The sequence below is a fragment of the Streptomyces avermitilis MA-4680 = NBRC 14893 genome, from assembly GCF_000009765.2.
GTDB classification, from domain to species: domain Bacteria; phylum Actinomycetota; class Actinomycetes; order Streptomycetales; family Streptomycetaceae; genus Streptomyces; species Streptomyces avermitilis.
In genome coordinates this window covers 6,546,665-6,570,971 of sequence record NC_003155.5, presented here as the reverse complement: position 1 = coordinate 6,570,971, position 24,307 = coordinate 6,546,665, and the positions used below count along the sequence as shown (strand labels likewise).

Genomic DNA, 24,307 nt, shown 5'->3' with positions numbered 1-24,307 from the left:
CATGAACTGTCGCACCCTCTGTTGCTGACACATTGACGCACTGACGACCAGGACGACCAGGACGACCAGCCAGGTCACACGGCCCCTCGGCCGCCTGGCCACTTACTGGTGATCCGTCAGGCGATTTCCTGCCGCGCCCCCGGCGCGTGCCGCTTCCCCCCCCCGCATTCCCCTTTTCCGGCTTCGCCCTGCCCGGAATTCCGCGCGCATTTCTGCCCTGCCACCTCGGCGCGCGCATTCCTGCCCTGCCACCTCATGGAGTCCTGTCATGCCACCTCTGTCCCCGTCCACGCCCGGCGTCGACCGGCGGCTCTTTCTGACCTCCCTGCTCGGCGCCACGGCCGCCGCCGCCGGACTGAGCGGCTGCGCGGACAGCAGTGCCGCCGCCGCCAAGGGCTCATCCCCGTCCGCCCCGCTGGCCACGAAGATCCCGTCCGGTACGAGCCTGAAAATCGCCTCGTACCAGAACGTCCAGCAAACCCAGTTCAGGCTCGCGGGCCTGTCCAAGCTGCCGTTCACGGTCTCCAGTTGGGCGAACATCGGCGCGGGACCCGATGTCATCAACGCCTTCCGCGCCAAGTCGCTGGACGTCGCCAACAACGCGGGCATTCCGCCGATCCAGGCGCACTTCCAGGGATTCGACGCGAAGATCGTCGCGATCAACATCACCCGCAAGCCCAATTACGTCTTCGCCACGAAACCCGGCAGCGACATCCGGACGGTCGAGGAGTTCAAGGGCAAGCGGCTGGCGTTCTCGCAGGGGCAGGCGCAGGGTGTGGTCCTGCTGCGCGCGCTGAAGAAGGCCGGGCTGAAGTACGACGAAGTGGACCTGGTGCCGCTGACCAGCAACCAGTTCCTCACCGCCCTCCAGGCCGGCCAGGTGGACATCGCCCCGCTCGCCAACCAGCAGTCCCCGGCCTACCTCAAGCAGTACGGCTCCAAGGGCGCCCACACCATCCCCACCGACGTCGTCGACCTCCTCAACCTGCTGTGGGCGCCGACCTCCGTGCTGGCCGACTCCGCGAAGGCGGCCGCGGTCGCCGCGTACATCCCGCGCTGGGCCAAGGGCCAGGTGTGGGCGTACGAGCACCCCGACCAGTGGAACAAGGAGTTCTACGTCAAGACGCAGAACCTGACCCTCGCCCAGGCCGAGTCGATCACCAAGCTCGCCAACAAGCCGCTGTTCCCGCCGAGTTGGGACGAGGCCGTCACGTGGGAGCAGGAGACCGCCGATCTGCTCGCCGAGGGCGGCTTCGTGAAGGCGTTCAAGGTCGGCTCGCTCTTCGACCGCCGCTTCGAGGGCATCGCCGCGAAGGCCGTGCCGGCGGAATACCGGAGGTGACCGGCATGACCACCACCGATGTGCCGACAGCCACGGCGCCCACCACCACCGAACCCCGCCCCGCGCCCGCCGAGAAGTCCCGCCGGGACCAACGGATCAGGCGCCGGACCCTCGCCCCCGGCAAGCGCCTGCCCGCCTCGCGCCTCATCGGCCCCGCCCTCTTCCTCGCCCTGTGGGCCGCCGCCTCCGCCGCCGGACAGCTGGACCCCGGCGCGATCCCGGCGCCCTGGACGGTGCTCCGCACCACAGGTCAGCTGTGGAGCGCCGGCACGCTCCCCACCGACGTACTGACCTCGCTGGAACGCGCCGCATACGGCTTCGCCCTCGGCCTGAGCGCCGGGGTGCTCCTCGCCCTCACGGCCGGGCTCAGCCGGGTCGGCGAGGCGCTGATCGACGGGACGGTGCAGCTCAACCGGGCGATCCCGACCCTCGGTCTGATCCCGCTGTTCATCCTCTGGCTGGGCATCGGCGAGACCTTCAAGATCGCGATCATCGCCATCGTGGTCTACATCCCGATCTACCTCAACCTGCATGCCGCACTGTCCGGGATCGACCACCGCTTCGTGGAACTCGCCGAGGTCCAGGGGCTGTCCAGGCTCCGGTTCATCCGCGAGATCGTCGTCCCCGGCGCCCTGCCCGGATTCTTCGTGGGTCTCCGGCTCGGGGTCACCGGGTCCTGGCTGTCGCTGGTCGTTCTGGAGCAGATCAACGCCACCAGCGGCCTCGGCTACATGATGTTCCAGGCCCAGAACTACGGCCGTACGGACATCATCCTCGTCGGCCTGCTGATCTACGGCGTCTTCGGCCTGGCCTCCGACAGCGCGGTCCGCCTCTTCGAACGGAGGGTGCTGTCATGGCGACGCACACTGAGCAACTGACCCGTCCTGCCGTCCGGCTCCAGGGCCTGACCCGGTCCTTCGCCGACCGTACGGTCCTCGACGGCATCGACCTCGACCTCCCGGCCGGACAGTTCACGGCGCTGCTCGGCCACAGCGGCTCCGGCAAGAGCACCCTGCTGCGCGCCGTCGCCGGACTCGACCACGAGGTCACCGGCAGCGGGCAGCTGACCGCCCCCGAGCGGGTGTCCGTCGTCTTCCAGGACTCCCGGCTGCTGCCCTGGCGCCGCGTCCTCGACAACGTCCTGCTCGGCACGGACGGCAAGGAGGCCGCCGAACGCGGCCGGGCCGCCCTCGCCGAGGTGGGCCTCGCCGGACGCGAACGGGCCTGGCCGGGCGAGCTGTCCGGCGGCGAGGCCCAGCGCGCCGCGCTGGCCCGCTCGCTGGTCCGCGAACCCGAGCTCCTGCTGGCCGACGAGCCGTTCGGCGCCCTGGACGCGCTCACCCGGATCCGGATGCACACCCTGCTGCGCGAGCTGTGGGAACGCCACCGGCCCTCCGTGCTGCTCGTCACCCATGACGTGGACGAGGCGATCGTGCTCGCCGACCGCGTCCTCGTGCTCGAACGGGGCCGCATCGGCCTCGACCTGACCATCGACCGCCCGCACCCGCGCTCCTACCGCGACCCGCTCCTCGGCGAGTACCGCGAACGCCTGCTCACCGCCCTCGGTGTCACGGAGCACCAGGGCGCCCAGGAGGACCACCAGTGACCGCCCCGCGCCAGCTCCACCTGAACGCGTTCCTGATGAACACCGGCCACCACGAGGCCTCCTGGCGGCTGCCCGAGAGCGACCCGTACGCGAGCGTCGACCTCGCGCACTACGTCGAACTGGCCCGTATCGCGGAACGCGGCACCTTCGACTCGCTGTTCCTCGCCGACGGTCCGGTCCTCTTCAACCGCGTCGGCCAGCGCCCCTCCGGCGCCCTCGAACCCATCACCCTGCTCACCGCCCTGGCCACCGCCACCGAGCACATCGGCCTGATCGCCACCGCCTCGACCTCCTACAACTCCCCCTACAACCTGGCCCGCAGACTCGCCTCCCTCGACCACCTCAGCGGCGGCCGGGCCGGCTGGAACATCGTCACCACCGCGGGCGCCGAGGCCGCCCGCAACTTCGGTCTCGACGAGGAGCCCGCCCACGCCGCCCGCTACGAGCGTGCCGCCGAGTTCCTCGACGTGGCGCTGAAGCTCTGGGACAGCTGGGAGGACGACCTGATCGTCGCCGACAAGGCGGCGGGCGTGTGGGGGGACGACCGCAAGATCCATCCGCCCCGGCACCAGGGGCCGTACTTCCGTGTCGAGGGCGCGCTCAACGTGCCCCGCACACCGCAGGGTTACCCCCTCCTCGTCCAGGCCGGCTCCTCGGACGACGGCAAGCGGTTCGCGGCCCGGTACGCGGAGGCGGTCTTCACCGCGCAGCAGACGCTCAAGGACGCGCAGGACTTCTACGCCGACCTCAAGTCCCGGACGCGGGAGGCCGGCCGCGATCCCGACCACGTCAAGATCCTGCCCGGCATCGTCCCGGTGATCGGTTCCACCGAGGCCGAGGCACGCCGAAACGAGCAGGTCCTGGAGGACCACATCGTCCACGAGCACGGTGTCGAGCGCCTCGAACACCTTCTGCACCTCGAGCCCGGCACGCTCCGGCTCGACGCCCCGCTGCCCGCCGATCTGCCGCCGGAGAGCGCCATCGAGGGGGCCAAGAGCCGCTACACCCTGGTCGTGGAGCTGGCCCGGCGCGAACGGCTCACCGTCCGCGAGCTGATCGGCCGCCTCGGCGGCGGGCGCGGCCATCTCACGTTCGCCGGCACGCCCGAGCAGGTCGCCGACGCCATCGAGGAGTGGTTCCGGCACGGCGCCGCCGACGGCTTCAACATCATGCCCGCCGTCCTGCCGTCCGGCCTCGGCCTGTTCGTCGACCACGTCGTGCCGATCCTCCGCGCCCGCGGCCTGCTCCGCACGGAGTACGGCCCGCGCCGGACCCTGCGGGAGCGCTACGGCCTTCCGCGCCCCGCCAACCAGTACGCCACCGCACTCTCCGCACTCTCCGCACTCGCCACCCGCTGAAAGGACCGTCCCAGATGACCGCCATCGAGATCCGCAAGGTCACCGCCCACATCGGCGCCCAGGTGTCCGGCGTCGACATCGGCAAACCGCTCGACGAGGAGACCGTCACCGCCCTGCGTGACGCGCTGAACGCCCACAAGGCCCTGGTCTTCGACGACGTCGACCTGGACGACGCGGGCCAGCAGGCCTTCGCCCGCCACTTCGGCGCGCTCACCACCGCCCACCCCACCGTGCCCGCCGTGGAAGGCGCCCCGAACGTGCTGCCCGTGGACAGCGAGCGGGGCCGTGCCAACCACTGGCACACCGACGTCACCTTCGTCCTCAACCCGCCGCAGGCCAGCACCCTGCGCAGCATCACGATCCCGCCGTACGGCGGCGAGACCCTGATCGCCAACGCGGCGGCCGCCTACCGGGACCTGCCGGAGCCGCTGCGCGCCCTCGCCGACACGCTCTGGGCCGAGCACACCAATGACTACGACTACGCGGTTCCGGACGAGGCGGTCGACGAGGAACAGGCCCGCCAGCGCGCCCAGTTCACCTCCATCACCTACCGGACGGCGCACCCCGTCGTCCGCGTCCACCCGCTGACCGGCGAGCGCGGTCTGTTCATCGGCGGCTTCGCCCAGCGGATCGTCGGCCTGTCGACGGGCGAGTCCCGCAAGCTCCTCGACCTGTTCCAGTCGTACGTCACCCGGCCGGAGAACATCCTGCGCTGGCGCTGGTCCCCGAACCAGCTCGTCCTGTTCGACAACCGCATCACCCAGCACTACGCCATCGACAACTACGACGGCCGGCCGCGCCGTCTCAACCGGGTGACCGTCGCCGGCGACGTACCGGTCGGCATCGAGGGCAAGGAGAGCTACTCGATCGCGGGCGACGCCTCGCACTACACGCCGGTCGCGGTCGCGGCGTAGCCCAAGTCGCGCGGCAGACGCCGCCGGGCGCGGGGTGACCGGACCTTCACGCTCCGTGTCGTCGCCGTCCGTATCGTGGGCAGCCTTTCCGTTCGACCGGAGAGGCTGCCCAGACTGTGGGCGTTTTTACCCATCTCACGACTGGACGAGCCGCGCCCATGTCCTCCCGCACCACCCTTGACACGGCACCGGAGACATCCGCTGCCGACGCCCCCCTGTCCCACGGCCTCAAGCAGCGCCACCTGTCGATGATCGCTCTCGGCGGAGTGATCGGCGCGGGCCTGTTCGTCGGCTCCGGCGCGGGTATCGCCGCCGCCGGGCCGTCGATCGTCATCGCTTACTCGGTCTCCGGCCTGCTCGTCATGCTGGTGATGCGGATGCTAGGCGAGATGTCGGCCGCCTATCCCTCGTCGGGCTCCTTCTCGGCGCACGCCGAGCGGGCGATCGGCCCCTGGGCGGGCTTCACCGCCGGCTGGTCCTTCTGGGTGCTGCTGTGCACGGCCGTCGGCCTGGAGGGCATCGGCGCCGCGAAGATCGTCACCGGCTGGCTGCCCGGCACTCCCGAGTGGGGCTGGGTGGCCCTGTTCATGGTCGTCTTCTGCGTGGCCAATCTCGCCGCCGTGAAGAACTTCGGCGAGTTCGAGTTCTGGTTCGCGGCGCTGAAGGTCGGCGCGATCAGTCTGTTCCTGGTCCTCGGCGTGCTGGCCATGACCGGAGTGCTGCCCGGCACGGACTCTCCGGGCGCCTCGAACCTCCACGACTTCCTGCCGAACGGCAGCGAGGGCCTGGTCATCGGTCTGCTCGCGTCGGTCTTCGCGTACGGCGGTCTGGAGACCGTGACGATCGCGGCGGCGGAGTCCGAGAACCCGGTCCAGGGCGTCGCGCGCGCCGTGCGCACCGCGATGTGGCGCATCGCGCTCTTCTACATCGGCTCCATGGCGGTCATCGTCACGCTCGTCCCGTGGGACTCGAAGGAGGTCGTCGAGAAGGGCCCGTACGTCGCCGCCCTCGACCACCTGGGCATCCCGGGCGCCGGTCAGCTGATGAACGTGGTCGTGCTGGTCGCGCTCCTGTCGGCGATGAACGCCAACATCTACGGCTCCTCACGCATCGCCTACTCGCTGGTGGAGCGCGGACAGGGCCCGAAGGCGCTGGGCCGGGTCTCCGGGGGCGTCCCGAGGATCGCCGTACTGGTCTCCTGCGTGTTCGGCTTCGTGTGCGTGGTCCTCAGCTACTGGCGGCCGAACGACGTCTTCCCCTGGCTGCTGAACATGATCGGCGCGGTCATCCTGGTCGTCTGGATCTTCATCGCGGTCTCGCAGCTGCTGCTGCGCCGCAAGGTCGAGCGAGAGGCACCGGAGAAGCTGGTCGTGCGGATGTGGGCGTACCCGGTGCTGACCTGGGTGGCCCTGGCGGGCATGGCGGCGATCTTCATCCTGATGGCCCGGCAGCCGGACACCCGCGTACAGCTCTACTCGACGGGCGCCATGACGCTGGTCCTGGCCGCCGTCGGCTACGCCTGGCAGCGGGCACGCGCGCGGGCCTGACGGTCAGCCACTGAAGGGCCCTCGCACGGAGGACGGTTCGTGCGAGGGCCCTTTTGCGTGCCCTCGCACGCACATCCACTCTCCTGCTGCTAGCGTGCACTTGCAAGCACTTTGCAATAAGAGGTCGGAGGGGACCCCGCATGCCCGTCTACACACTCCCTGAACTGCCGTACGACTACTCCGCGCTCGCGCCCGTGATCAGCCCCGAGATCATCGAGCTGCACCACGACAAGCACCACGCGGCCTATGTGAAGGGCGCCAACGACACGCTGGAGCAGCTCGCGGAGGCACGCGACAAGGAGTCGTGGGGCTCGGTCAACGGGCTGGAGAAGAACCTGGCCTTCCACCTCTCCGGCCACATCCTGCACTCGATCTACTGGCACAACATGACGGGCACCGGCGGCGGCGAACCGCTGGCCGCGGACGGCGTGGGCGACCTGGCGGACGCGATCACGGAGTCCTTCGGCTCGTTCGGCGCGTTCAGGACGCAGCTGTCCAAGGCGTCGGCGACGACGCAGGGCTCCGGCTGGGGCGTCCTCGCGTACGAGCCGCTGAGCGGCCGGCTGATCGTCGAGCAGGTCTACGACCACCAGGGCAACGTGGGCCAGGCCGCCACGCCGATCCTGGTCTTCGACGCCTGGGAGCACGCCTTCTACCTCCAGTACCGGAACCAGAAGGTCGACTTCATCGAGGCGATGTGGCAGGTCGTCAACTGGCAGGACGTGGCCCGCCGCTACGAAGCGGCCAAGTCGCGCACGGACGTCTTGCTGCTCGCCCCCTGAGCGGGATATATGAAACGTCCTGCTCGTGATCGTCTTCTCACCGTTCACCGGGCAGGCGGAAAAGAGGAAGACCCCCGCGAGGACGTGACTCGCGGGGGTTTTCCGGTATGGAGGCACTTGGGCGCGGGGGGCTTCCGGTACGGACGGCTCCGGGCCATGGTGGCGGGATGCCGAATCCACAGCCCCTGACCTGCCAGACCTGCGGCAGCAGGGAGATGCATGAGCCGTTGACCCCGGACGAGAAGGCGTGGCTGCGCGGGCAGCTCGGCAATCCGATCGGGGACAATTACTACAAGTGCGTCAACAGGCTCTCCGACGAGAAGATCTGCCGCAATCTCCGTACGCACGGGCACGAGAAGCACTTCCGGGACACGAAACGGCTCCCTGACAAGCTTGAGTGAACCGCGCCGCCGACCCCCGGGGGTGGGACTTACAGGTTGCTGAAGTCCGGCCCCTGCGACCGCGAGCGCTTGATCTCGTAGAAGCCCGGGACCGAGGCGACGAGGAGCGTGCCGTCCCAGAGCTTGGCGGCCTCCTCGCCCTTGGGCGCCGGGGTGACGACCGGGCCGAAGAAGGCGATCTGCTCACCGTCGGCGCCGGGGACCGCGATGACCGGCGTGCCCACGTCCTGGCCGACCTTCTCGATGCCCTCCTTGTGCGAGGCCCGCAGCTCGGCCTCGTACGGGGTGGAGTCCCAGTGGTCGAGGAGCGACGCCGGCAGGCCGACCTCGTCCAGGGCGGCGGCGACGGCCTCCTTCGTGGGGCCCTCCCCCTGGTTGTGGAAGCGGGTCCCGAGCGCCGTGTAGAGGTCGCCGAGCACCTTGGCCCCGTGCTCCTGCTGGGCCGCTATGACGACCCGTACCGGCCCCCAGGCCTTGGTCTCCAGCAGCTCGCGGTACTCCTCGGGCAGCTCGTCCAGCTTCGGCTCGTTGAGCACCGCGAGGCTCATCAGATGCCAGCGGACCTCGATGTCCCGAACCTTCTCCACTTCCAGCACCCAGCGTGAAGTCATCCAGGCCCAGGGGCACAGCGGGTCGAACCAGAAGTCGACAGGGGTCTTCTCGGACATGGCTCTCCTCGGAAGGCGGTCTTTCCCGGGGCAACACCACCGGCCGCCCGTCCCATTCCCGGATGCCCGGCGTCAGGGGCACATGGCAGGATCGGTCCTGTTCAGCCCCGCGCAAGACGCCACGTACAAGTCATCACGAGGGAGTGCCGCCCGTGCCCGGTGAGAATCTGTCCCGCGACGAGGCCCAGGAGCGGGCCGCACTGCTGTCCGTCGACGGGTACGACGTGTCCCTCGACCTGCGCTCCGCCGTCGGGGACAGGGACGACGAGCGCGCGCCGCGCACCTTCCGCTCGGTCACCACGATCCGCTTCCGCTGCGCCGAGCCGGGCGCCACGAGCTTCGCCGACCTCATCGCGCCGAGCGTCACGGCCGTCTCGCTGAACGGCAGGGACCTCGACCCGGGGGAGGTCTTCGACGGCGCCCGGATCCTGCTGGAGGACCTCGCCGCCGAGAACGAGCTGGTGGTCGATGCCCAGTGCGCCTACTCCCGCACCGGCGAGGGCATGCACCGCTTCGTCGACCCCGAGGACGGCGAGGTGTACCTCTACACGCAGTACGAGCCCGCCGACTCGCGTCGCGTCTTCGCCAACTTCGAGCAGCCGGACCTCAAGGCCCCCTTCCGCTTCGAGGTCCGGGCGCCCGAGGGCTGGGTCGTGTGGAGCAACGGGGTCGGTGAACTGACCGACGGCGTATGGAGGTTCGCCGAGACCAAGCCGATCTCGACGTACATCACGGCGGTCGTGGCGGGCCCGTACCACTATGTGACCGACTCCTACTCCCGCACCTTCGACGACGGTACGACGCTGGAGATCCCCCTCGGCGCGATGTGCCGCAAGGGCCTGGCCCCCCACTTCGACTCCGACGACGTGTTCCTGGTGACCAAGCAGGGGCTGGACTTCTTCCACGACCACTTCGACTACCCGTACCCGTTCGGCAAGTACGACCAGGCGTTCGTGCCCGAGTACAACCTCGGCGCGATGGAGAACCCGGGACTCGTCACCTTCCGCGAGGAGTTCATCTTCCGCGGCAAGGTGACGCAGGCGTCGTACGAGGGCCGGGCGAACGTCATCCTGCACGAGATGGCGCACATGTGGTTCGGCGACCTCGTCACCATGGAGTGGTGGGACGACCTGTGGCTCAAGGAGTCCTTCGCCGACTTCATGGGGGCGTTCTCGCTGGTCGGCGCGACCCGCTTCAAGGACGGCTGGATCACCTTCGCCAACCGCCGCAAGGCGTGGGCCTACCGAGCCGACCAGCTGCCGTCCACCCACCCGATCACGGCCGACATCCGCGACCTCCAGGACGCCAAGCTCAACTTCGACGGCATCACGTACGCCAAGGGTGCCTCCGTGCTGAAGCAGTTGGTGGCGTACGTGGGCCGGGACGCGTTCCTGGAGGGCGCCCGCCGCTACTTCAAGCGCAACGCGTACGGCAACACCCGTCTCGGCGACCTGCTGTCGGTGCTGGAGGAGACCTCCGGGCGCGACCTGGCGACCTGGTCGCGGGCCTGGCTCGAGACCGCCGGGGTCAACTCCCTCACCCCGCAGGTGATCCTGAGCGCGGACGGCCGGATCACGGAGCTGTCCGTCCTCCAGGAGGCGGCCGAGTCCCACCCCGAACTGCGCCCGCACCGGGTGGCGGTGGGCCTGTACCGCAGCGAGGCGGGTGCGCTCACGCGGTACGCGCGGGCCGAGGTGGACGTGTTCGGGCCGCGTACGGTCGTGGGCGAGCTGGCCGGCAGCGCGGCACCGGACCTCGTCCTGGTCAACGACGACGACCTGACGTACTGCAAGATCCGCTTCGACGAGACGTCGCTGGCGACGCTCAGGTCCCATCTCGGCGACATCACGGACCCGTTGGCGCGGGCCCTGTGCTGGTCGGCGCTGTGGAACCTGACCCGGGACGCGCTGATGCCGGGGCGGGACTTCATCGATCTCGTACTCCGTTTCGCGGGCCGGGAGTCGGACATCGGCGTCCTCCAGATGCTGCACGCCTGGGCCAACTCGGCGCTGACGTTCTACGCGGCACCGGAGTGGCGGGAGACCGGCGCGCGCCTGCTGGCGGACGGCGCGCTGAAGGAGCTGCGGCTCGCCGAACCCGGCAGCCAGCACCAGCTCACCTGGGCGCGTTTCTTCGCAGCGGTGGCGTCGAGCGAGGCCGATCTCCAGCTGCTCCAGGGCCTGTTGGAGGGCACGGCGAAGATCGACGGACTGGACGTCGACCAGGAGCTGCGCTGGACGCTCCTGGAACCCCTCGCCGCCCACGGCACGGCGGACGAGAGCGTCCTGGCCGCCGAACTGGCCCGCGACGACACGGCCTCCGGCAAGCGCCACCAGGTCCGCTGCCTGGCCGCACGCCCCTCGGCCGCGGTCAAGGCGCAGGCGTGGGCCTCGGTCGTGGAGTCGGACGCGCTGTCCAACGCGCTGGTCGAGGCGACGATCGCCGGGTTCACGCAGCCGTCTCAGCGGGAGCTGCTGGCGCCGTACGCGGCGAAGTACTTCGCGGCGATCGAACGGGTGTGGACGGAGCGCTCGATCCAGATCGGGATGGACGTGGTGAAGGGCCTGTTCCCCGCGCTCCAGGACTCGCAGGAGACGCTGGACGCCACGGACGCGTGGCTGGCGGCGCACGAGGGTGCCGCACCGGCGCTGCGCCGACTGGTCCTGGAGGCACGGGACGACCTGGCGCGCACGCTGCGCGGACAGGCGTGCGACAGGGCGGCGGCCGTGTAGGGCGCGCAGGGCATGCGGGGCCTGGGGGCGGCGGTTACGAAATACAGGCATCCAAAGCCGTAACCCGGACCGTCTCCCCTCCGGACCAGCCCCTTTCGGCAGTCGAACGCCCGTACTTTAGTGTCACCTTGTCCCGAATTGTCGACGGGCGTGTAACAGCGGTTAGGGGACGGATCGGGCGCGGGAAACCCCGCTTCATGAACCACAACACCCCGCTCTCCCCCCGCCCCCTCCACCACCTGTCCGACGCGCAGCGCCGGGTCCTGACCGCGACCCAGCTGCGCGCCCACGGAGTCACGGCCGCCGAGACGCACGAGCAGTGCCGGCCGGGCGGCCCCTGGCAGCAGGTCCTCCCGGGCGTGTACCTGCTCCACGCCGGTCCGCCCACCTCCGAGGAGTGCCTCCACTCGGTCCTGATGTACGCGGCCCGCGCCCCCCTTTCGCCCGACGCCGCCCGCCATCCCCACCCAGCCGGGCGCGCAGGAGCCGCACGCGCCGCAGCCCTACCAGGACGCGATGATCACGGGCCTGGCGGCACTGGCGCTGCACGGCTTCGCGTCGGCGCCGCCGTTTCCGTCCCTCGACAAGATCGACGTACTGGTGCCGAAGCCGCGCCGGCTGCGCTCGACGGGCTACGCGCGGATCGTCCGCGCCTCCGCGCTGCCGGACGCGTCCGTTGTCGCGGGCGTGCCGGTGGCCCCGGTCCCGCGCGCCTTGGCGGACGCGGTGGCGGAGTTGTCGGACGCGGGTGTCGTACGCCGGCTGCTGACGGAGGCGGTACGCGCGGGCCACTGCGAACCGGCGTCCGTGGTGCGGGAGTTGACGCAGGCGCGGCTGCTGGGGCGCCCGCACGTGGTGGACGCGGTGGACTCGCTGCTGGCGGAGGGCCGGGCGATCGCGGAGGGCCGCCTGTACCGGATGGTCCGCGAGCACGGCCTGCCCGACCCGGTGTGGAACGTCGATCTGCGGCTACCCGGAGGGCCCCCTCTCGGGGGCCTGGACGCGTACTGGCCGGAACAGGCGGTGGCGGTGGAACTGGACACCCGGGCTCCGCGCCAGGGCCATCGGCAGGACGCCGAGGACGCGTCGTGGTCGGAGTACGCCCGCAAGCGCGAGCTTCTGGAGCGGCTGGGCATCACGGTCGTCCACATCACCCCGAAGAAGCTGAGGGACGCGATGGAACAGCAGGCGGCGGTGATCCGTACGGCCATGATGGCGTCCGAGGACCGGGATCCGGCGGCACACGTCGTGGTGCTTCCCCGATAGGGGGCGGGCGGAGGCATCAGGAGCGGAAGCATCAGGAGGGGAGTGGAGGGGTCACCGGTCCGCCGGCGGCCCCTCCTCGTGCGTGCGGGTGCGGGTGCGGGTCCGAGTTCTGGTGCGGGTGCGGGGCGAAACGGGCGCGTACAGTCTTGCCGACATCGGCGCGGAGGAACCAGTCGAGTTCGGCGGTGAGGTGCCGCACGACGAGGAGCCCACGACCGCCCTCGCCGTCGGGTTCGGCGGCAACCTCGGGAAACGCCCGCACAGGATCCGCCACCTCGACGAGGAGCCCATCTCCCTCCAACTCGGCGATCCGCACCCACAATTCGCGCCCAACCACACGCGCATGCCGTACGGCATTGGCGACGAGCTCCGACGCCACGAGCACGGCGTCGTCGATATCGCCGCCCCACTGCCACATCGTCAGCCGCCGACGGACGTGAAGCCGGGCGAGCCGGACACTACGCAGGGTCATGGGGTAGCCCATGCTCCAGTCGTGGGCGAGGAGGGTGGGGGGTTCGGGGGTGGGCATGTGGGGTCCCTTCATCCGCAATGTGTCCAACTAGCGTGTTAGAGCTGACAGGACCCCACAATCGAACATGCCCTGAATATTCAATCCCGCCGATATTGGACTATGCCCGAATCTGAGCAAGCGGCTGCGCGCGGGCAACACGGAGTGTCACACTCGGCGCTGCAAGAGCAGCAACACGTACTGCGGCACAAAGGCGGTGCACATGGCAGCGAAGCGCGGGCGGACGGCCCAGCGGCTCGAACTCGGCTTGCAGTTACGCCAACTACGAGAAAACTGCGACGGGGGCGACCGAGGCGTCGGCCTCACCCGCAAGCAAGCGGTTCAGGGACTGCGCATTTCGGAAGCGTCTCTGCAACGGATCGAAACGGGATCTCTGAACTTCCGGTTTGTAGGCGACCTGAGGAAGCTCCTGACGAAGTACGGCGTCACCGACGAGGACGTCGTCGACTCGCTGATCAGCCTCAACCGGGAGTCCAACCAGCAGGACTGGCTGACGCAGTACCGGGGCCTGATGCCCTCGGGGATGCCGGGGTTCGTCGGACTGGAGCCGGAGGCACACGCCATGAAGGCCTATCACCCGACGCTGGTGTACGGCCTTTTGCAGACTGAGCGCTACGCCCGTGCCGTGCACGAGGTGCAAAAGCCGATCGAGGAGTACACCACGGAGTTCATCCGAAGTAGCGTGGAGCTGCGGATGAAGCGCCAGGAGGTTCTCACCCGGGAGAGCCCCGTCAAGCTGCACGTCATCCTGGGAGAAGCAGCCTTGCGGTATCCGATCGGGGGCGCTGAGGTGATGCGCGAACAGTGCGCGCGGATCGAGGAGTTGTCGGGGTGGGACCACATCACCGTTCAGGTGCTGCCGTTCCGCCCGAGCTACCGCTCGATCAACGACTTCGCGATCCTCGACTTCGGCAACAATCTGCCGCCCCGGGTCCAGGCGGACAGCGCCTGGGGCTCCGTCTCCACCTCGGACAAGCCCCGTGAGGTCGACCGCTTCAGCCGCCGGTTCGACACCATGACAGCGTCGGCGCTGCCGCCCGAGGACACCCCCGAGTTCCTCCACCGACTGGAACGAGAGCTGTAGACCCATGCACCCGCGCCCCACTGCACCCGAAATCGTCCCTGAGCAGGCCTGGTTCAGGTCGTCCTACAGCGACGCCGGCCAGAACTGCGTAGAAATAGCCGCCCCCACCCCCGGTACCGACATCGCCATCCGCGACTCGAAGAACCCGACCGGCCCCTCCCTCCTCGTACCGGCCGCGGCGTGGTCCGCCTTCGTCACGGGCATCCGTACGTGACCATGCGCCTGGCGGTGCTGCTGGCCGGCGGCGGGGCGCACTCGGCCTGAGTTTCTCCCTGAAGTGCACGCCGCGGCGGCCGGTTCGGTGTTGATGTACTCCCGGCGCGGGAACGACTCACGGCGATTCTTCATCGGATTATCGTATTCGCCACCTTTGCCTCGGTAGGTCTCTTTCACCTCTTCCGGTGCCGTCTTTCCGGTCGGTTCAATCGAGTCACGCGGCGGTCTGCTTTTCGTCCCATCCCTTCGCACGCGTCTCGATCTTTTGCCGTGTTGCCTCGTAAGGGCACGGAGTTGACCAGTCACTCGTGCAGGGCCAGCGGGCTTCCGTCTGGAATCGACCCCCAGAAGAAGAAGGCTGCACGATGACAACCATCTCCCTCGTCCAACCATCGACGGCACCGGCCGGTACGCAGGTCACGATCGTCGGCAGCGGCTTCACCGGTGCGACCGCCGTGAAGTTCGGCGCCACCAACGCCACGAGCTTCTCCGTGCTGTCCGACAACGTGATCACGGCCGTGGTCCCGCCCGGCAGCGGATCGGTCCTGGTCACCGTGGTGGCACCCAGCGGCACCAGCAACGGCGTCAGCTTCGCCTACACCGTGCCGGTCATCACGGTCATCAATCCCACGTCGGGACCGGCTACGGGCGGCACGTCGGTCACGATCATAGGCACCGGCTTCACCGGCGCCACCGCCGTGAAGTTCGGCGCCACGAACGCCACGAGCTTCACCGTGCTGTCCGACAACGTGATCACCGCCGTGTCTCCACCGGGAACCGGCACGGTCCAGGTCACCGTGGTGACACCCAGCGGCACCAGCAACGGCGCCACGTACAACTACGTCCCGACCCTGACCAGCCTGAGTCCGGCCTCGGGCCCCGCCGCGGGCGGCACCGTGGTCACCCTCACCGGCACGGGATTCACGGGTGCGACGGCGGTGACCTTCGGCGGGACACCGGCGACCAGCTTCACGGTCAACTCCGACACCCAGATCACGGCGACCGCTCCGGCTCACGCCGCGGGGACGGCAGCGGTCACGGTCACCGGCCCCGGGGGTACCAGCAACTCCCTCCCGTTCACCTACATCCCGGTGCCGGTCGTGATCGCACTGGCCCCCGCTTCGGGACCGGCCGCGGGCGGCACGTCGGTGACGATCATCGGCACCGGCTTCACCGGCGCCACCGCCGTGAAGTTCGGCGCCACGAACGCCACGAGCTTCACGGTGCTGTCCGACAACGTGATCACCGCCGTGTCTCCGCCCGGAGCCGGTACGGTCCTCGTCACGGTGGTGACGCCCGGCGGCACGAGCAACGGCGCCGCGTACAGCTACACCGGGACACCGGTACCGACGCTGACCAGCCTGACCCCGACGTCGGGTCCGGCCGCGGGCGGCACCGTGGTCACCCTCACCGGCACGGGATTCACCGGCGCTACAGCGGTGACCTTCGGCGGCACACCGGCAACCAGCTTCACCGTCGACTCCGCCACCCAGATCACAGCCACCGCCCCGGCCGGCACCGGGACGGTACAGGTGCAAGTCACCACCCCCGGCGGGACCAGCAACACCCTCGCCTACACCTACGTCTAGGCGGGGTCCGCCTGATCGACGGTGAGACCTAGCACCCACATCCAGGACGCGATCACCCTTCGGTTCGTCAGCGGTCACGCGGACGAGTCCGGAGGGTGATCGCGTCCTCCCCTCGCGTTCTCCCCGCCTCTTCACCTGTGCCTCGGTTCCGCCTCGTCGTCAGTCGTCAGCCCTTGGTCAGGACGAGCTCCGTGTTCCGGTCCTCCGCCGTGCCCGACAGCGTCGACCGGGCGCCGGGTGCGTTGAAGCCCAGTTCCCGGTAGAGCGCCGCCAGGCCCGTCTGGGTGAGGTCGGCGAAATCCGTGCGGTGCGGGGCCGCCGACTCGATCAGCGTGGTGAACAGGGAGATCGTGCCGTCCTTGTTGTCCACCAGCTCGATGATGCGGGCCAGCTGGGGGAAGTCGACGTGCGAGGCCGTGGAGATCTCCCAGAAGGCGCCCTTGGAGCCCTTGTTCGGCGCCGCGTGCGCGGTGATGTCGTTCTTGTGGCTGTGGCCGTTCACCCAGGCGGCGACGTTGGGGTGGTTGCCGAGGACGGAGACCAGTTCGGCGCCGCCGTGGCGCTTCTCGCCCGGGTGCGCGGGGTCCGTGTTGAGGTTGCGCATCGTCTTGCTGGTGTGGTGGCTGAAGACGATGACGTACGAGTCCTTGTTGTCCCGCAGCGTCTTCTCCAGCCACTTCAGCTGTGCGGTGCCGATCGAGCCCTCGTAGTGGCCGCCCGGGTCGGTGGTGTCGAGGCTGATGCCGAGGACGTCGTCGGCGATGCGGAAGACGTAGTACTGGGTGCCCGCGGAGAGGTTGGCCTCCGAGTAGCCGTGGCCGATGGGGCCCGGGCCCGTGTGCGCGGGGTCGAGGTGCGCCTTGAGGTACTCGGCCGGGGTGAAGGGCGCGCGCGCCTCGTCCGGGGTGACCGAACGCATGTGTCTGGCCTGGGACTTGAGCATCGCCTTGAAGTCGACGCCCTTGGGGTCGCCGCCCTTCTTCACGTTGTCCCAGATCGCCTTTCCGGCCGCCTGGTCCAGCGTCATCAGCTTCTTGCCGCCGACCGCGACCTCGGCGAAGTAGGAGTCGCCGGGCGCGTAGCAGCCGCCGGGCAGGGCGTCGTGGTTGCCGACCGTCGAATACCAGGGGAGGTTCAGGCCCGGGCTGCGCAGCTCGCGGATGGCCGCCGCGAGGAAGCCCTGGATACGGGGGAAGCCGAGCTGCTTGTCGGCGTCGCGCAGCGCCGCGTCCGGCTGCCAGTAGAGCTTGAGCCCGCTGCTCTGGACGCCCTCGTAGTGGCGCGGGTCACCGGAGTTGGGGGTGACCCTGCCGCCGCTCATCACCTTCAGGAACCAGTCCAGCTCCGTCTTGGAGTTGTTGTCGGTGTTGTCGCCGGTGGTCATCACGAAGTGCAGCGGGGTGCCGGTGACGGGGGCACCCCGCAGCGCGTTCACCCGCTCGACGAGCGAGACCGCGCCGGCCACCGACAGGGACTCCTGCGGGCGCCAGGCGCTGGCGGTCTGGGAGCGCAGATACTCGTAGCGCAGGGGGTGCTGCACATCGACCAGGTGCAGGTCGGTGAACTGCACGAAGGAGGCGAGGGCCGTACGCCGTCCCGCGCGGCCCGCCTTGGGCGTGGCCAGGTCGCCGCGCACGACGCGCTTCCAGGCGGCGCCGTCGCCGAGCCGCCGGTAGCCCGAGGAGCCGGACCGGGCGGCGGCGACGCTGCTCAGGGTGGTGCCCCGGGTGTACGGGGCGAGTGGCGCGGCCGGCGCCTGGCGGGACACGGCGAGTGCCTCGCCCGTGGCGGCGTGGGCGGGTGCGGGCACCTCGGAGCCGGGACGCAGGGCGAAGCCGAGACCGGCGGAGAGGGACACCGCTCCGGTGGCGGCGAGCAGCGAGCGGCGGTCCAGGGCGCCGGCAGCGGCATGGGCGGCGGTGGCAGTGGCGGCAGCGACAGAGCGTATGCGCGACATGGCGCGGTCTCCCCGAGTGCGAACGCTTCGGCAGTGGTCGCGGGGGGCGCGTTACGCAAACTCCCCGCTCACACTGGATCGTTGGCACCGGGAATGGCCTGCACGTTAACGAGGCGGCAACGCGCAGCGCCGATCACCGTACGTGGATCTTGGACTGCCGCGCGGCCACCCCACGCGCCCACGACCCCTCTCCGAACGGCCTGGAGGCGGTCACTCCGTGTTCATCTTCCGGGGTAGCGACCCTATTTTGCCGGGCGGGCGACCCGTCCCGTGACCGGACGCCGCCGCCACAGCGCGAGGCCTATGTCGACCACCCCGACCCGGGGCAGCCCGGGTACGGCGTCCAGGTCCTGCCAGGCCGCGAGGTCGGTGGTGCCGCCCACCTCCGGGCGCAGTTCGCCCCCGACGACCCGTCCTTCGTAGACGAGCCGTACGCCGTGGTGGTCGGTGGGGGTCCGCAGGCGGCGCGGGAACGTGCGCCGGACGGAGTCCACGCCGAGCAGCCCGGTGACCTCGATGTGGTAGCCGGTCTCCTCCTCCACCTCCCGCAGGACGGTGTCGTAGGGGTCCTCGCCGTGCTCCATGCCGCCGCCGGGCAGGGTCCACTCGGGCTTGCCGTCGGGGTCCTGCGCCCGGGCGAGCAGGAGCTTCCCGTCGCGGACACAGATGGCGTAGGCCGCCACCCTCAAGTTCTTGCGCACGCCGTGACGTTAGCGTGCCGGCTCCGGATTGGCAGGGGAGTATGCGGGGGCGGACCAGCGCAGGGGCAGTGCGGACGGGGTCTCGACGGCCTCCTTCACCCGGAAGCGGACCGTGCGCTCCCCGTCCGCGGCGAACTCCGTGCTCGCCGTGCCCGTGAGCTGGAGGGTCGTGCCGGATTCCCAGTCCAGGAAGAGCAGTCCGGCGCGGGGGTCCAGCGACAGGTTCCCCAGGGTCAGGAACATCGAGTTGCCCGGGTAGTCGCGCCAGCTCAGCTCGCCGGGGGAATCGACGCGTACGAAGCCGGGGTTGCCGCCCCGGTGGCTGGCGTCCGCGCCGTGTTCGTGCACGGTGGCCAGGAAGAAGGTGTCGGCCTTCGCGACGAACTCGCTTTGTGAAGCGGTCAGTTCGGTGGACCGCCGGGCCGGCTTCGGTGCGCGGTCCAGGCGCTCGTACGACTCCCTCCTCTGCAGATACTTCGGGCAGTTGGAGAAGACCTGGTCGGCCGTGATCGCGAAGCCGCGGGGTGTCGGGCGGGCGTGGCCGTCCAGGCGCATCCGGCGGCGTGTGCGCGGGTCGAGGGCGATCGTGCCGACGGGGGTGCCCTCGGCGGCGAGCGCCGGTGCGAGCGGGTCGTCCGGCCGTACTCCGCCGGCGACCGAGATCTGCCGGGGGCCCGTGGCCCGTACGAATCCGGGCTCGCCCGTGACCGGCGAGGCCCACACCGCACCGCTCGCCGGGTCGGCGGCGCCCAGCACCAGCAGCGGCTGGAGTCCGAGGAAGGCGGCGGCCACCGGCCGGATGCCCTGCCCGATGCCCCGGCCCACATGATCGGCGAACTCCCGGACGCCGAGTCGGTCCTGTACGGCGCGCGAGCCTGAGTGGTACGTCATGACACGGCCGCCCCTCTAGAAGAATCCGCACGTCGGAGCGGTCGCCGAGGGGGCCGGCGCGCCGTCCGTGCCGCTCGGCGCGTAGATCTCCAGGCGGGTGCCGTCGGGGTCGTGGAAGAAGATGCCGCCGGACGCCGAGCCCTCGCGGTGGGCGACGACTCCCTCGTAGGCGAACTCCACCCCGTAGGCGCGCAGGGAGCTCTCGTACGCCCTCACCTGTTCGACGCTGTCCACCTCCAGGGCGAGGTGGTGCAGGCCGGCGCGCGTGGTGTCGTACGACCCCTGCGCCTGCTGCCAGAGCGTGAGGACCGGGCGGTCGTCCTCGCCCTCGGCGCCCAGGAACGCGTACCTGCGGTCCTCCTCCTTGCTCTCGCCGAGCAGCCGGAAGCCGAGCGCGACCTGGTAGAAGGCGAGCGAGCGGTCGAGGTCGGTGACGTTCAGGCCGACGTGGCCGGTGCGGAGTGCCATGGTGATCCCCTCTGGAAGCTAACCTCTATCGATGACATTAGGGGTTAGAACAGGAGAGCGTCAACCGGTCACGTACTCTTGAGTGGTTAGCCCAGGTCAGCAGCAGAGGGAGCCGTCAGATGTCCGTCACCCGTGACCCGCGTCCGCTGACCGGTGAGCCGGTCTCGCTCGATCTCCTCAACACCCGGTGGAATCGCGAGGGCGCGACGCAGGACCTGCTGACGGACACGGACGGGCTGGCGGTGTGGCTGGCCGCGAACGCGCTCGACTTCCCCGCCGACGACACGGTGCTCCGGCATGTGCTCCAGGCGCGGGACGCGCTCGCGGCGGTGGTGGACGGGTCTCTCGACGAGGGGGCCGGGCGGGTCGACGCCGTTCTCGGTCACGGGCGGATCCGGGCGACCCTGACCGCCGAAGGGCCCGGCGAGAGCGTCGAGTTCGAGGACGCGTCCTGGGGACCGGCCTGGCTCGCCGTCCGCGACTACCTGAAGCTGCTGAACACCGCCCCCGACCGCATCCGCCACTGCGCCCACGACAGCTGCATCCTGCACTTCTTCGACACCTCGCGGAACGGCACGCGGCGCTGGTGCTCGATGGCCGCCTGTGGCAACCGTGCGAAAGCGTCCCGCCACTACGCGCGCACAAGAGAGGCCTGAGCCCCGGCCGGCTACGCGCGTAGGTCGCAGACGCGCCGCCGAATTGCCCGGGCCTGAACCTATGTGTCCGCTGTGACGTATGGCGGAAGTACGCCACGAGTCCATCCCACCCCGGTCAACTCTCCCCAAACAACCGCCCCTTAGGCAAAGCTGAGCGGTCATCCGGGTTCACATACCGGACTGTCGCGATCGTGTCCCGCCAGACCAGCGGAACCGGTCGCTCCACGCTCGTTCCTTTACCTACAAGGGATGCTGATGACCCCCGACCCTCAGCCCGCTCCGACTTCGGGCGCGAGACGCGTGGCCCGCATAGCCGTGGCCGCAGGCCTGGTGGCCGCGCTCTCCGCGGCCGGGCCGATACCCATGGCCCTCGCCGCGGACCACGCCCCCGCCACACCCGACCCGGGCACCAAGTCCGCGACGGCCAAGCTCGGTTCGAACGACGCGGACCTCCTCGCCGAGGCCAAGGCCGACGGCGCGAAGAACGTCACGATGATGATCGCCACCGCGGCCGGCCAGACCGAGCAGGTCGCCGACCAGCTGGACGCGGTGAAGGGCGGCTCCGTGGGCCGCGCCTACGACAAGCTGGGCTACGTCCGCGCCACCGTCCCGACGGCCAAGGCCGACGCGGCCATCGCCGCCGCCGCGAAGCTCTCCTCCGTGCACGGCATCGACCTGCGCCAGGAGATCGCGCTCGACGACCCGGCGCCGAGCGCCGACACGGCCAAGGGCGCGTCCTCGAAGGCCACGGGCACGTACTCCGGCCCGTCCAAGAGCACCCCCGCCGAGAACCCGTACAACCCGTCCTTCGAGACGGGCGCCGTCGACTTCGTGAAGGACCACCCGAAGGCGGACGGCCGGGGCATCACCATCGGCGTCCTCGACTCGGGCGTGGACCTCGGCCACCCGGCGCTCCAGAAGACGACCACCGGTGAGCGAAAGATCGTGGACTGGGTGACGGCCACCGACCCGCTCCTGGACAGCGACGCCACCTGGCGCCCGATGGTCACCTCGGTGGCCGGCCCCACGTTCACCTACAGCGGCAAGACCTGGACGGCGCCCGCGGGCTCGTACCAGATCAGCACGTTCAAGGAGTCCGCGACGACCGGCGGCGACGCCAAGGGCGACGCCAACCGCGACGGCGACACCACCGACTCCTGGGGCGTCCTCTACGACGCCGCGACCGGCAAGGTCACCGTCGACCTGAACAACAACGCCGACTTCTCCGACGACCAGCCGATGAAGCCGTACAAGGACGGCCACCAGATCGGCTACTTCGGCACCGACGACCCGACGACGGACGTCGTCGAGCGCCAGCCGTTCGTCGTGGAGATCCGCAAGGACGTCCCGATGGACCCGCTCGGCGGGACCTGGGTCGGCAAGAAGGCCGACTTCGTCAACATCGGCGTCATCGAGTCCGAGCACGGCACGCACGTCGCCGGCATCACCGCCGCGAACGGCCTGTTCGGCGGCAAGATGAACGGCGCCGCCCCGGGCGCGAAGATCGTCTCCTCGCGTGCCTGCACCTGGACCGGCGGCTGCACCAACGTCGCCCTCACCGAGGGCATGATCGACCTCGTCGCCAACCGTGGCGTGGACATCGTCAACATGTCCATCGGCGGTCTGCCGGCGCTGAACGACGGCAACAACGCGCGCGCCGAGCTCTACACGCGTCTCATCGACACCTACGGCGTCCAGCTGGTGATCTCCGCGGGCAACTCCGGCCCCGGCGCCAACACCATCGGCGACCCCGGCCTGGCCGACAAGGTCATCTCGGTCGGCGCGGCCATCTCCAAGCAGACCTGGGCCGCCAACTACGGCTCCCAGGTGGAGAAGCCGTACGCGATGATGCCGTTCTCCTCGCGCGGCCCGCGTGAGGACGGCGGCTTCACGCCGACGCTGACCGCGCCCGGCGCCTCGATCAACTCCACCCAGACCTGGCTGCCGGGCTCCCCGGTCGCCGAGGCGGGCTACTCGCTGCCGGCCGGCTACTCGATGCTCCAGGGCACGTCGATGGCGTCCCCGCAGGCCGCGGGCGCTTCGGCGCTGCTGCTGAGCGCCGCCAAGCACAAGGGCATCGAGCTGACGCCCGCCACCCTGCGCACGGCGCTGGCCTCGACCGCCGACCACATCAAGGGTGTGCAGGCGTACGAGGAGGGCGCGGGCCTCATCAACATCGTGGACGCGTGGGAGTCCATCAAGGACGACGCCACGGCGCACGACTACACCGTGAAGGCGCCGGTCGACACCGCGATCGACGACGCGTTGAAGACGCCGGGCTTCGGCACGGGCCTGTACGACCGCGAGGGCGGGCTCAAGGCCGGTGACAAGAAGACGTACGACGTCACCATCACGCGTACGTCCGGCGCCGACAGGGCGATCCGGCACGAGCTGTACTTCGAGAACAACGCCGCCGGTACCTTCCGGATCGTCGGCTCGGACGAGGTCAAGCTCCCGCTGAACCAGCCGGTGACCGTCAAGGTCCAGGCCGCCCCGAAGTCGGCCGGCCTGAAGAGCGCGATCCTCGAGGTCGACGACCCGCGCACCGAGGGCGTCGACAAGCAGATCCTGTCGACCGTCGTGGTCTCCGCGCCGGTCAAGTACACGTACTCCGCGTCGGGTTCGGTGCAGCGCAACAGCACCACGTCGTACTTCGTCACGGTCCCCGAGGGCGCCAAGTCCCTCGAGGTCGCGATCGGCGGGCTGAAGGACAAGAGCCAGACCCGGTTCATCGCGATCCACCCGTACGGCACTCCGGTCGACAACACCGGCACCCCGTACTGCTACCCGAACTACCTCGACGGCAACGGCTGCAAGCCCGACGTGCGCGCGTACGCGGACCCGCAGGCCGGCGTCTGGGAGATCGAGGTCGAGTCGCGCCGTACGTCGCCGCTGCTCGACAACCCGTACAAGCTCGACGTCGCCGTGCTCGGCGCGGCCTTCGACCCGGCGGTCGTGACCGTTCCCGAGGCCAAGGTCGGCACCCCGGCCGCCGCCGCCTGGAAGGTGACGAACAACTTCGCCGCGCTCGACGGCAAGCTGAAGGGCGGCCCGCTCGGTTCCTCGAAGAACGCGCGGCCGACCATCGCCGAGGGCGCGACGCAGGTCACCACGGTCGAGGTGCCCACGGGCGCCAAGTCCCTCGACGTCGCCATCGGCAAGGTCTCGGACGCGGCCGCCGACCTCGACCTGACGGTGAAGAACGCCGCCGGGACGGTCGTCGGGTCGTCCGCGGACGGCGACTCCGAGGAGGCCGTCTCCGTCGCCTCGCCCGCCGCCGGCACGTACACCATCGAGGTCGCGGGCTACTCGGTCCCGTCGGGCTCGACGGCGTACGACTACCAGGACGTGTTCTTCTCGTCCTCGCTCGGCCAGGTCACGGTCGACGAGTCCGCGCCGGTGAAGCTCGGCACGGGTGACTCGGCGACGGTGTCGGGCTCGGTCACCGCCGCGGCCGCGGCGCCGGAGGGACGCGAGTTCTTCGGGCAGGTCCAGCTGGTGAACGCGCGCGGCACGGTCGCGGGCCTGGGCAGCGTGAAGATCGAGAAGGTCACGCCGTAGTCAAGGCCACGCCGTAGTCGTGGTGCGGTCTTGAGGGCG

At 70.0% G+C, this 24,307-nt stretch carries 20 protein-coding genes and 1 pseudogene; 15 read left to right on the top strand and 6 right to left on the bottom strand.

What is annotated here, in order from left to right; all coding sequences use genetic code 11:
* Positions 1-268: 268 nt before the first annotated feature.
* The 8 genes from SAVERM_RS27975 (at position 269) to SAVERM_RS27940 (ending at position 7,950) form a co-directional block, all read left to right on the top strand.
* Positions 269-1,342, top strand: coding sequence for an ABC transporter substrate-binding protein (locus SAVERM_RS27975; protein WP_010986822.1), 1,074 nt, complete (start codon positions 269-271; stop codon positions 1,340-1,342).
* A 5-nt stretch (positions 1,343-1,347) separates the two neighbouring features.
* A complete protein-coding gene (locus SAVERM_RS27970; protein WP_010986821.1) occupies positions 1,348-2,220 on the top strand; it encodes an ABC transporter permease in 873 nt (290 codons plus the stop codon).
* Positions 2,196-2,948, top strand: a complete 753-nt coding sequence (locus tag SAVERM_RS27965; RefSeq protein ID WP_010986820.1) for an ABC transporter ATP-binding protein — start codon at positions 2,196-2,198, stop codon at positions 2,946-2,948. Before SAVERM_RS27970 ends, SAVERM_RS27965 begins: the two co-directional genes overlap by 25 nt.
* Positions 2,945-4,306 (top strand): LLM class flavin-dependent oxidoreductase, encoded by a 1,362-nt coding sequence (locus SAVERM_RS27960; RefSeq protein WP_010986819.1) that lies wholly within the window; start codon positions 2,945-2,947, stop codon positions 4,304-4,306. The genes SAVERM_RS27965 and SAVERM_RS27960 overlap by 4 nt, the downstream gene beginning before the upstream one ends.
* Before the next feature lie 14 nt (positions 4,307-4,320).
* Entirely contained in the window at positions 4,321-5,220 is a 900-nt protein-coding gene (locus tag SAVERM_RS27955) for a TauD/TfdA dioxygenase family protein (protein WP_010986818.1), read from the top strand.
* 158 nt (positions 5,221-5,378) lie between these two features.
* Entirely contained in the window at positions 5,379-6,767 is a 1,389-nt protein-coding gene (locus SAVERM_RS27950; RefSeq protein WP_010986817.1) for an amino acid permease, read from the top strand.
* A gap of 140 nt (positions 6,768-6,907) precedes the next feature.
* Entirely contained in the window at positions 6,908-7,549 is a 642-nt protein-coding gene (locus SAVERM_RS27945) for a superoxide dismutase (RefSeq protein WP_010986816.1), read from the top strand.
* Between the two features lie 167 nt (positions 7,550-7,716).
* Entirely contained in the window at positions 7,717-7,950 is a 234-nt protein-coding gene (locus SAVERM_RS27940; protein ID WP_037651474.1) for a hypothetical protein, read from the top strand.
* 29 nt (positions 7,951-7,979) lie between these two features.
* On the opposite strand, the gene SAVERM_RS27935 is transcribed toward SAVERM_RS27940, so the two are convergent.
* Complete coding sequence (locus SAVERM_RS27935; protein ID WP_010986815.1) at positions 7,980-8,618, bottom strand: mycothiol-dependent nitroreductase Rv2466c family protein; 639 nt, start codon at positions 8,616-8,618, stop codon at positions 7,980-7,982.
* Between the two features lie 152 nt (positions 8,619-8,770).
* Between SAVERM_RS27935 and pepN the strand changes: the two genes are divergently transcribed.
* Both pepN and SAVERM_RS27925 read left to right on the top strand, forming a co-directional pair.
* A complete protein-coding gene (gene pepN / locus SAVERM_RS27930) occupies positions 8,771-11,350 on the top strand; it encodes an aminopeptidase N (RefSeq protein ID WP_037651472.1) in 2,580 nt (859 codons plus the stop codon).
* 197 nt (positions 11,351-11,547) lie between these two features.
* Positions 11,548-12,616: pseudogene (locus SAVERM_RS27925) on the top strand (hypothetical protein).
* 31 nt (positions 12,617-12,647) lie between these two features.
* Here SAVERM_RS27925 and SAVERM_RS27920 read toward each other — a convergent pair.
* Entirely contained in the window at positions 12,648-13,145 is a 498-nt protein-coding gene (locus tag SAVERM_RS27920) for an ATP-binding protein (RefSeq protein ID WP_037651468.1), read from the bottom strand.
* 202 nt (positions 13,146-13,347) lie between these two features.
* Between SAVERM_RS27920 and SAVERM_RS27915 the strand changes: the two genes are divergently transcribed.
* From SAVERM_RS27915 to SAVERM_RS27905, 3 genes are all read left to right on the top strand, one after another.
* Positions 13,348-14,229: a helix-turn-helix domain-containing protein gene (locus tag SAVERM_RS27915; protein WP_037651466.1), complete on the top strand. Its 882-nt coding sequence runs from the start codon at positions 13,348-13,350 to the stop codon at positions 14,227-14,229.
* A 4-nt stretch (positions 14,230-14,233) separates the two neighbouring features.
* Positions 14,234-14,443 (top strand): DUF397 domain-containing protein, encoded by a 210-nt coding sequence (locus SAVERM_RS40465; protein WP_010986810.1) that lies wholly within the window; start codon positions 14,234-14,236, stop codon positions 14,441-14,443.
* A gap of 367 nt (positions 14,444-14,810) precedes the next feature.
* On the top strand, positions 14,811-16,034 hold the full coding sequence (locus SAVERM_RS27905; protein WP_010986809.1) for an IPT/TIG domain-containing protein: 1,224 nt from the start codon (positions 14,811-14,813) through the stop codon (positions 16,032-16,034).
* Positions 16,035-16,200: 166 nt separating this feature from the next.
* Here SAVERM_RS27905 and SAVERM_RS27900 read toward each other — a convergent pair whose 3' ends face one another.
* From SAVERM_RS27900 to SAVERM_RS27885, 4 genes are all read right to left on the bottom strand, one after another.
* A complete protein-coding gene (locus SAVERM_RS27900; RefSeq protein ID WP_010986808.1) occupies positions 16,201-17,991 on the bottom strand; it encodes a TIGR03767 family metallophosphoesterase in 1,791 nt (596 codons plus the stop codon).
* Between the two features lie 242 nt (positions 17,992-18,233).
* The gene (locus SAVERM_RS27895; RefSeq protein ID WP_010986807.1) at positions 18,234-18,692 is read right to left on the bottom strand and encodes an NUDIX hydrolase; all 459 of its coding nucleotides are present in this window, start codon (positions 18,690-18,692) and stop codon (positions 18,234-18,236) included.
* 9 nt (positions 18,693-18,701) lie between these two features.
* Entirely contained in the window at positions 18,702-19,583 is an 882-nt protein-coding gene (locus SAVERM_RS27890; protein WP_010986806.1) for a pyridoxamine 5'-phosphate oxidase family protein, read from the bottom strand.
* A gap of 15 nt (positions 19,584-19,598) precedes the next feature.
* Positions 19,599-20,051: a VOC family protein gene (locus SAVERM_RS27885; protein ID WP_010986805.1), complete on the bottom strand. Its 453-nt coding sequence runs from the start codon at positions 20,049-20,051 to the stop codon at positions 19,599-19,601.
* A gap of 119 nt (positions 20,052-20,170) precedes the next feature.
* Between SAVERM_RS27885 and SAVERM_RS27880 the strand changes: the two genes are divergently transcribed.
* Positions 20,171-20,707, top strand: coding sequence for a CGNR zinc finger domain-containing protein (locus tag SAVERM_RS27880; RefSeq protein ID WP_010986804.1), 537 nt, complete (start codon positions 20,171-20,173; stop codon positions 20,705-20,707).
* Between the two features lie 255 nt (positions 20,708-20,962).
* On the top strand, positions 20,963-24,268 hold the full coding sequence (locus tag SAVERM_RS27875) for a S8 family serine peptidase (protein WP_010986803.1): 3,306 nt from the start codon (positions 20,963-20,965) through the stop codon (positions 24,266-24,268).
* Positions 24,269-24,307: the final 39 nt, after the last annotated feature.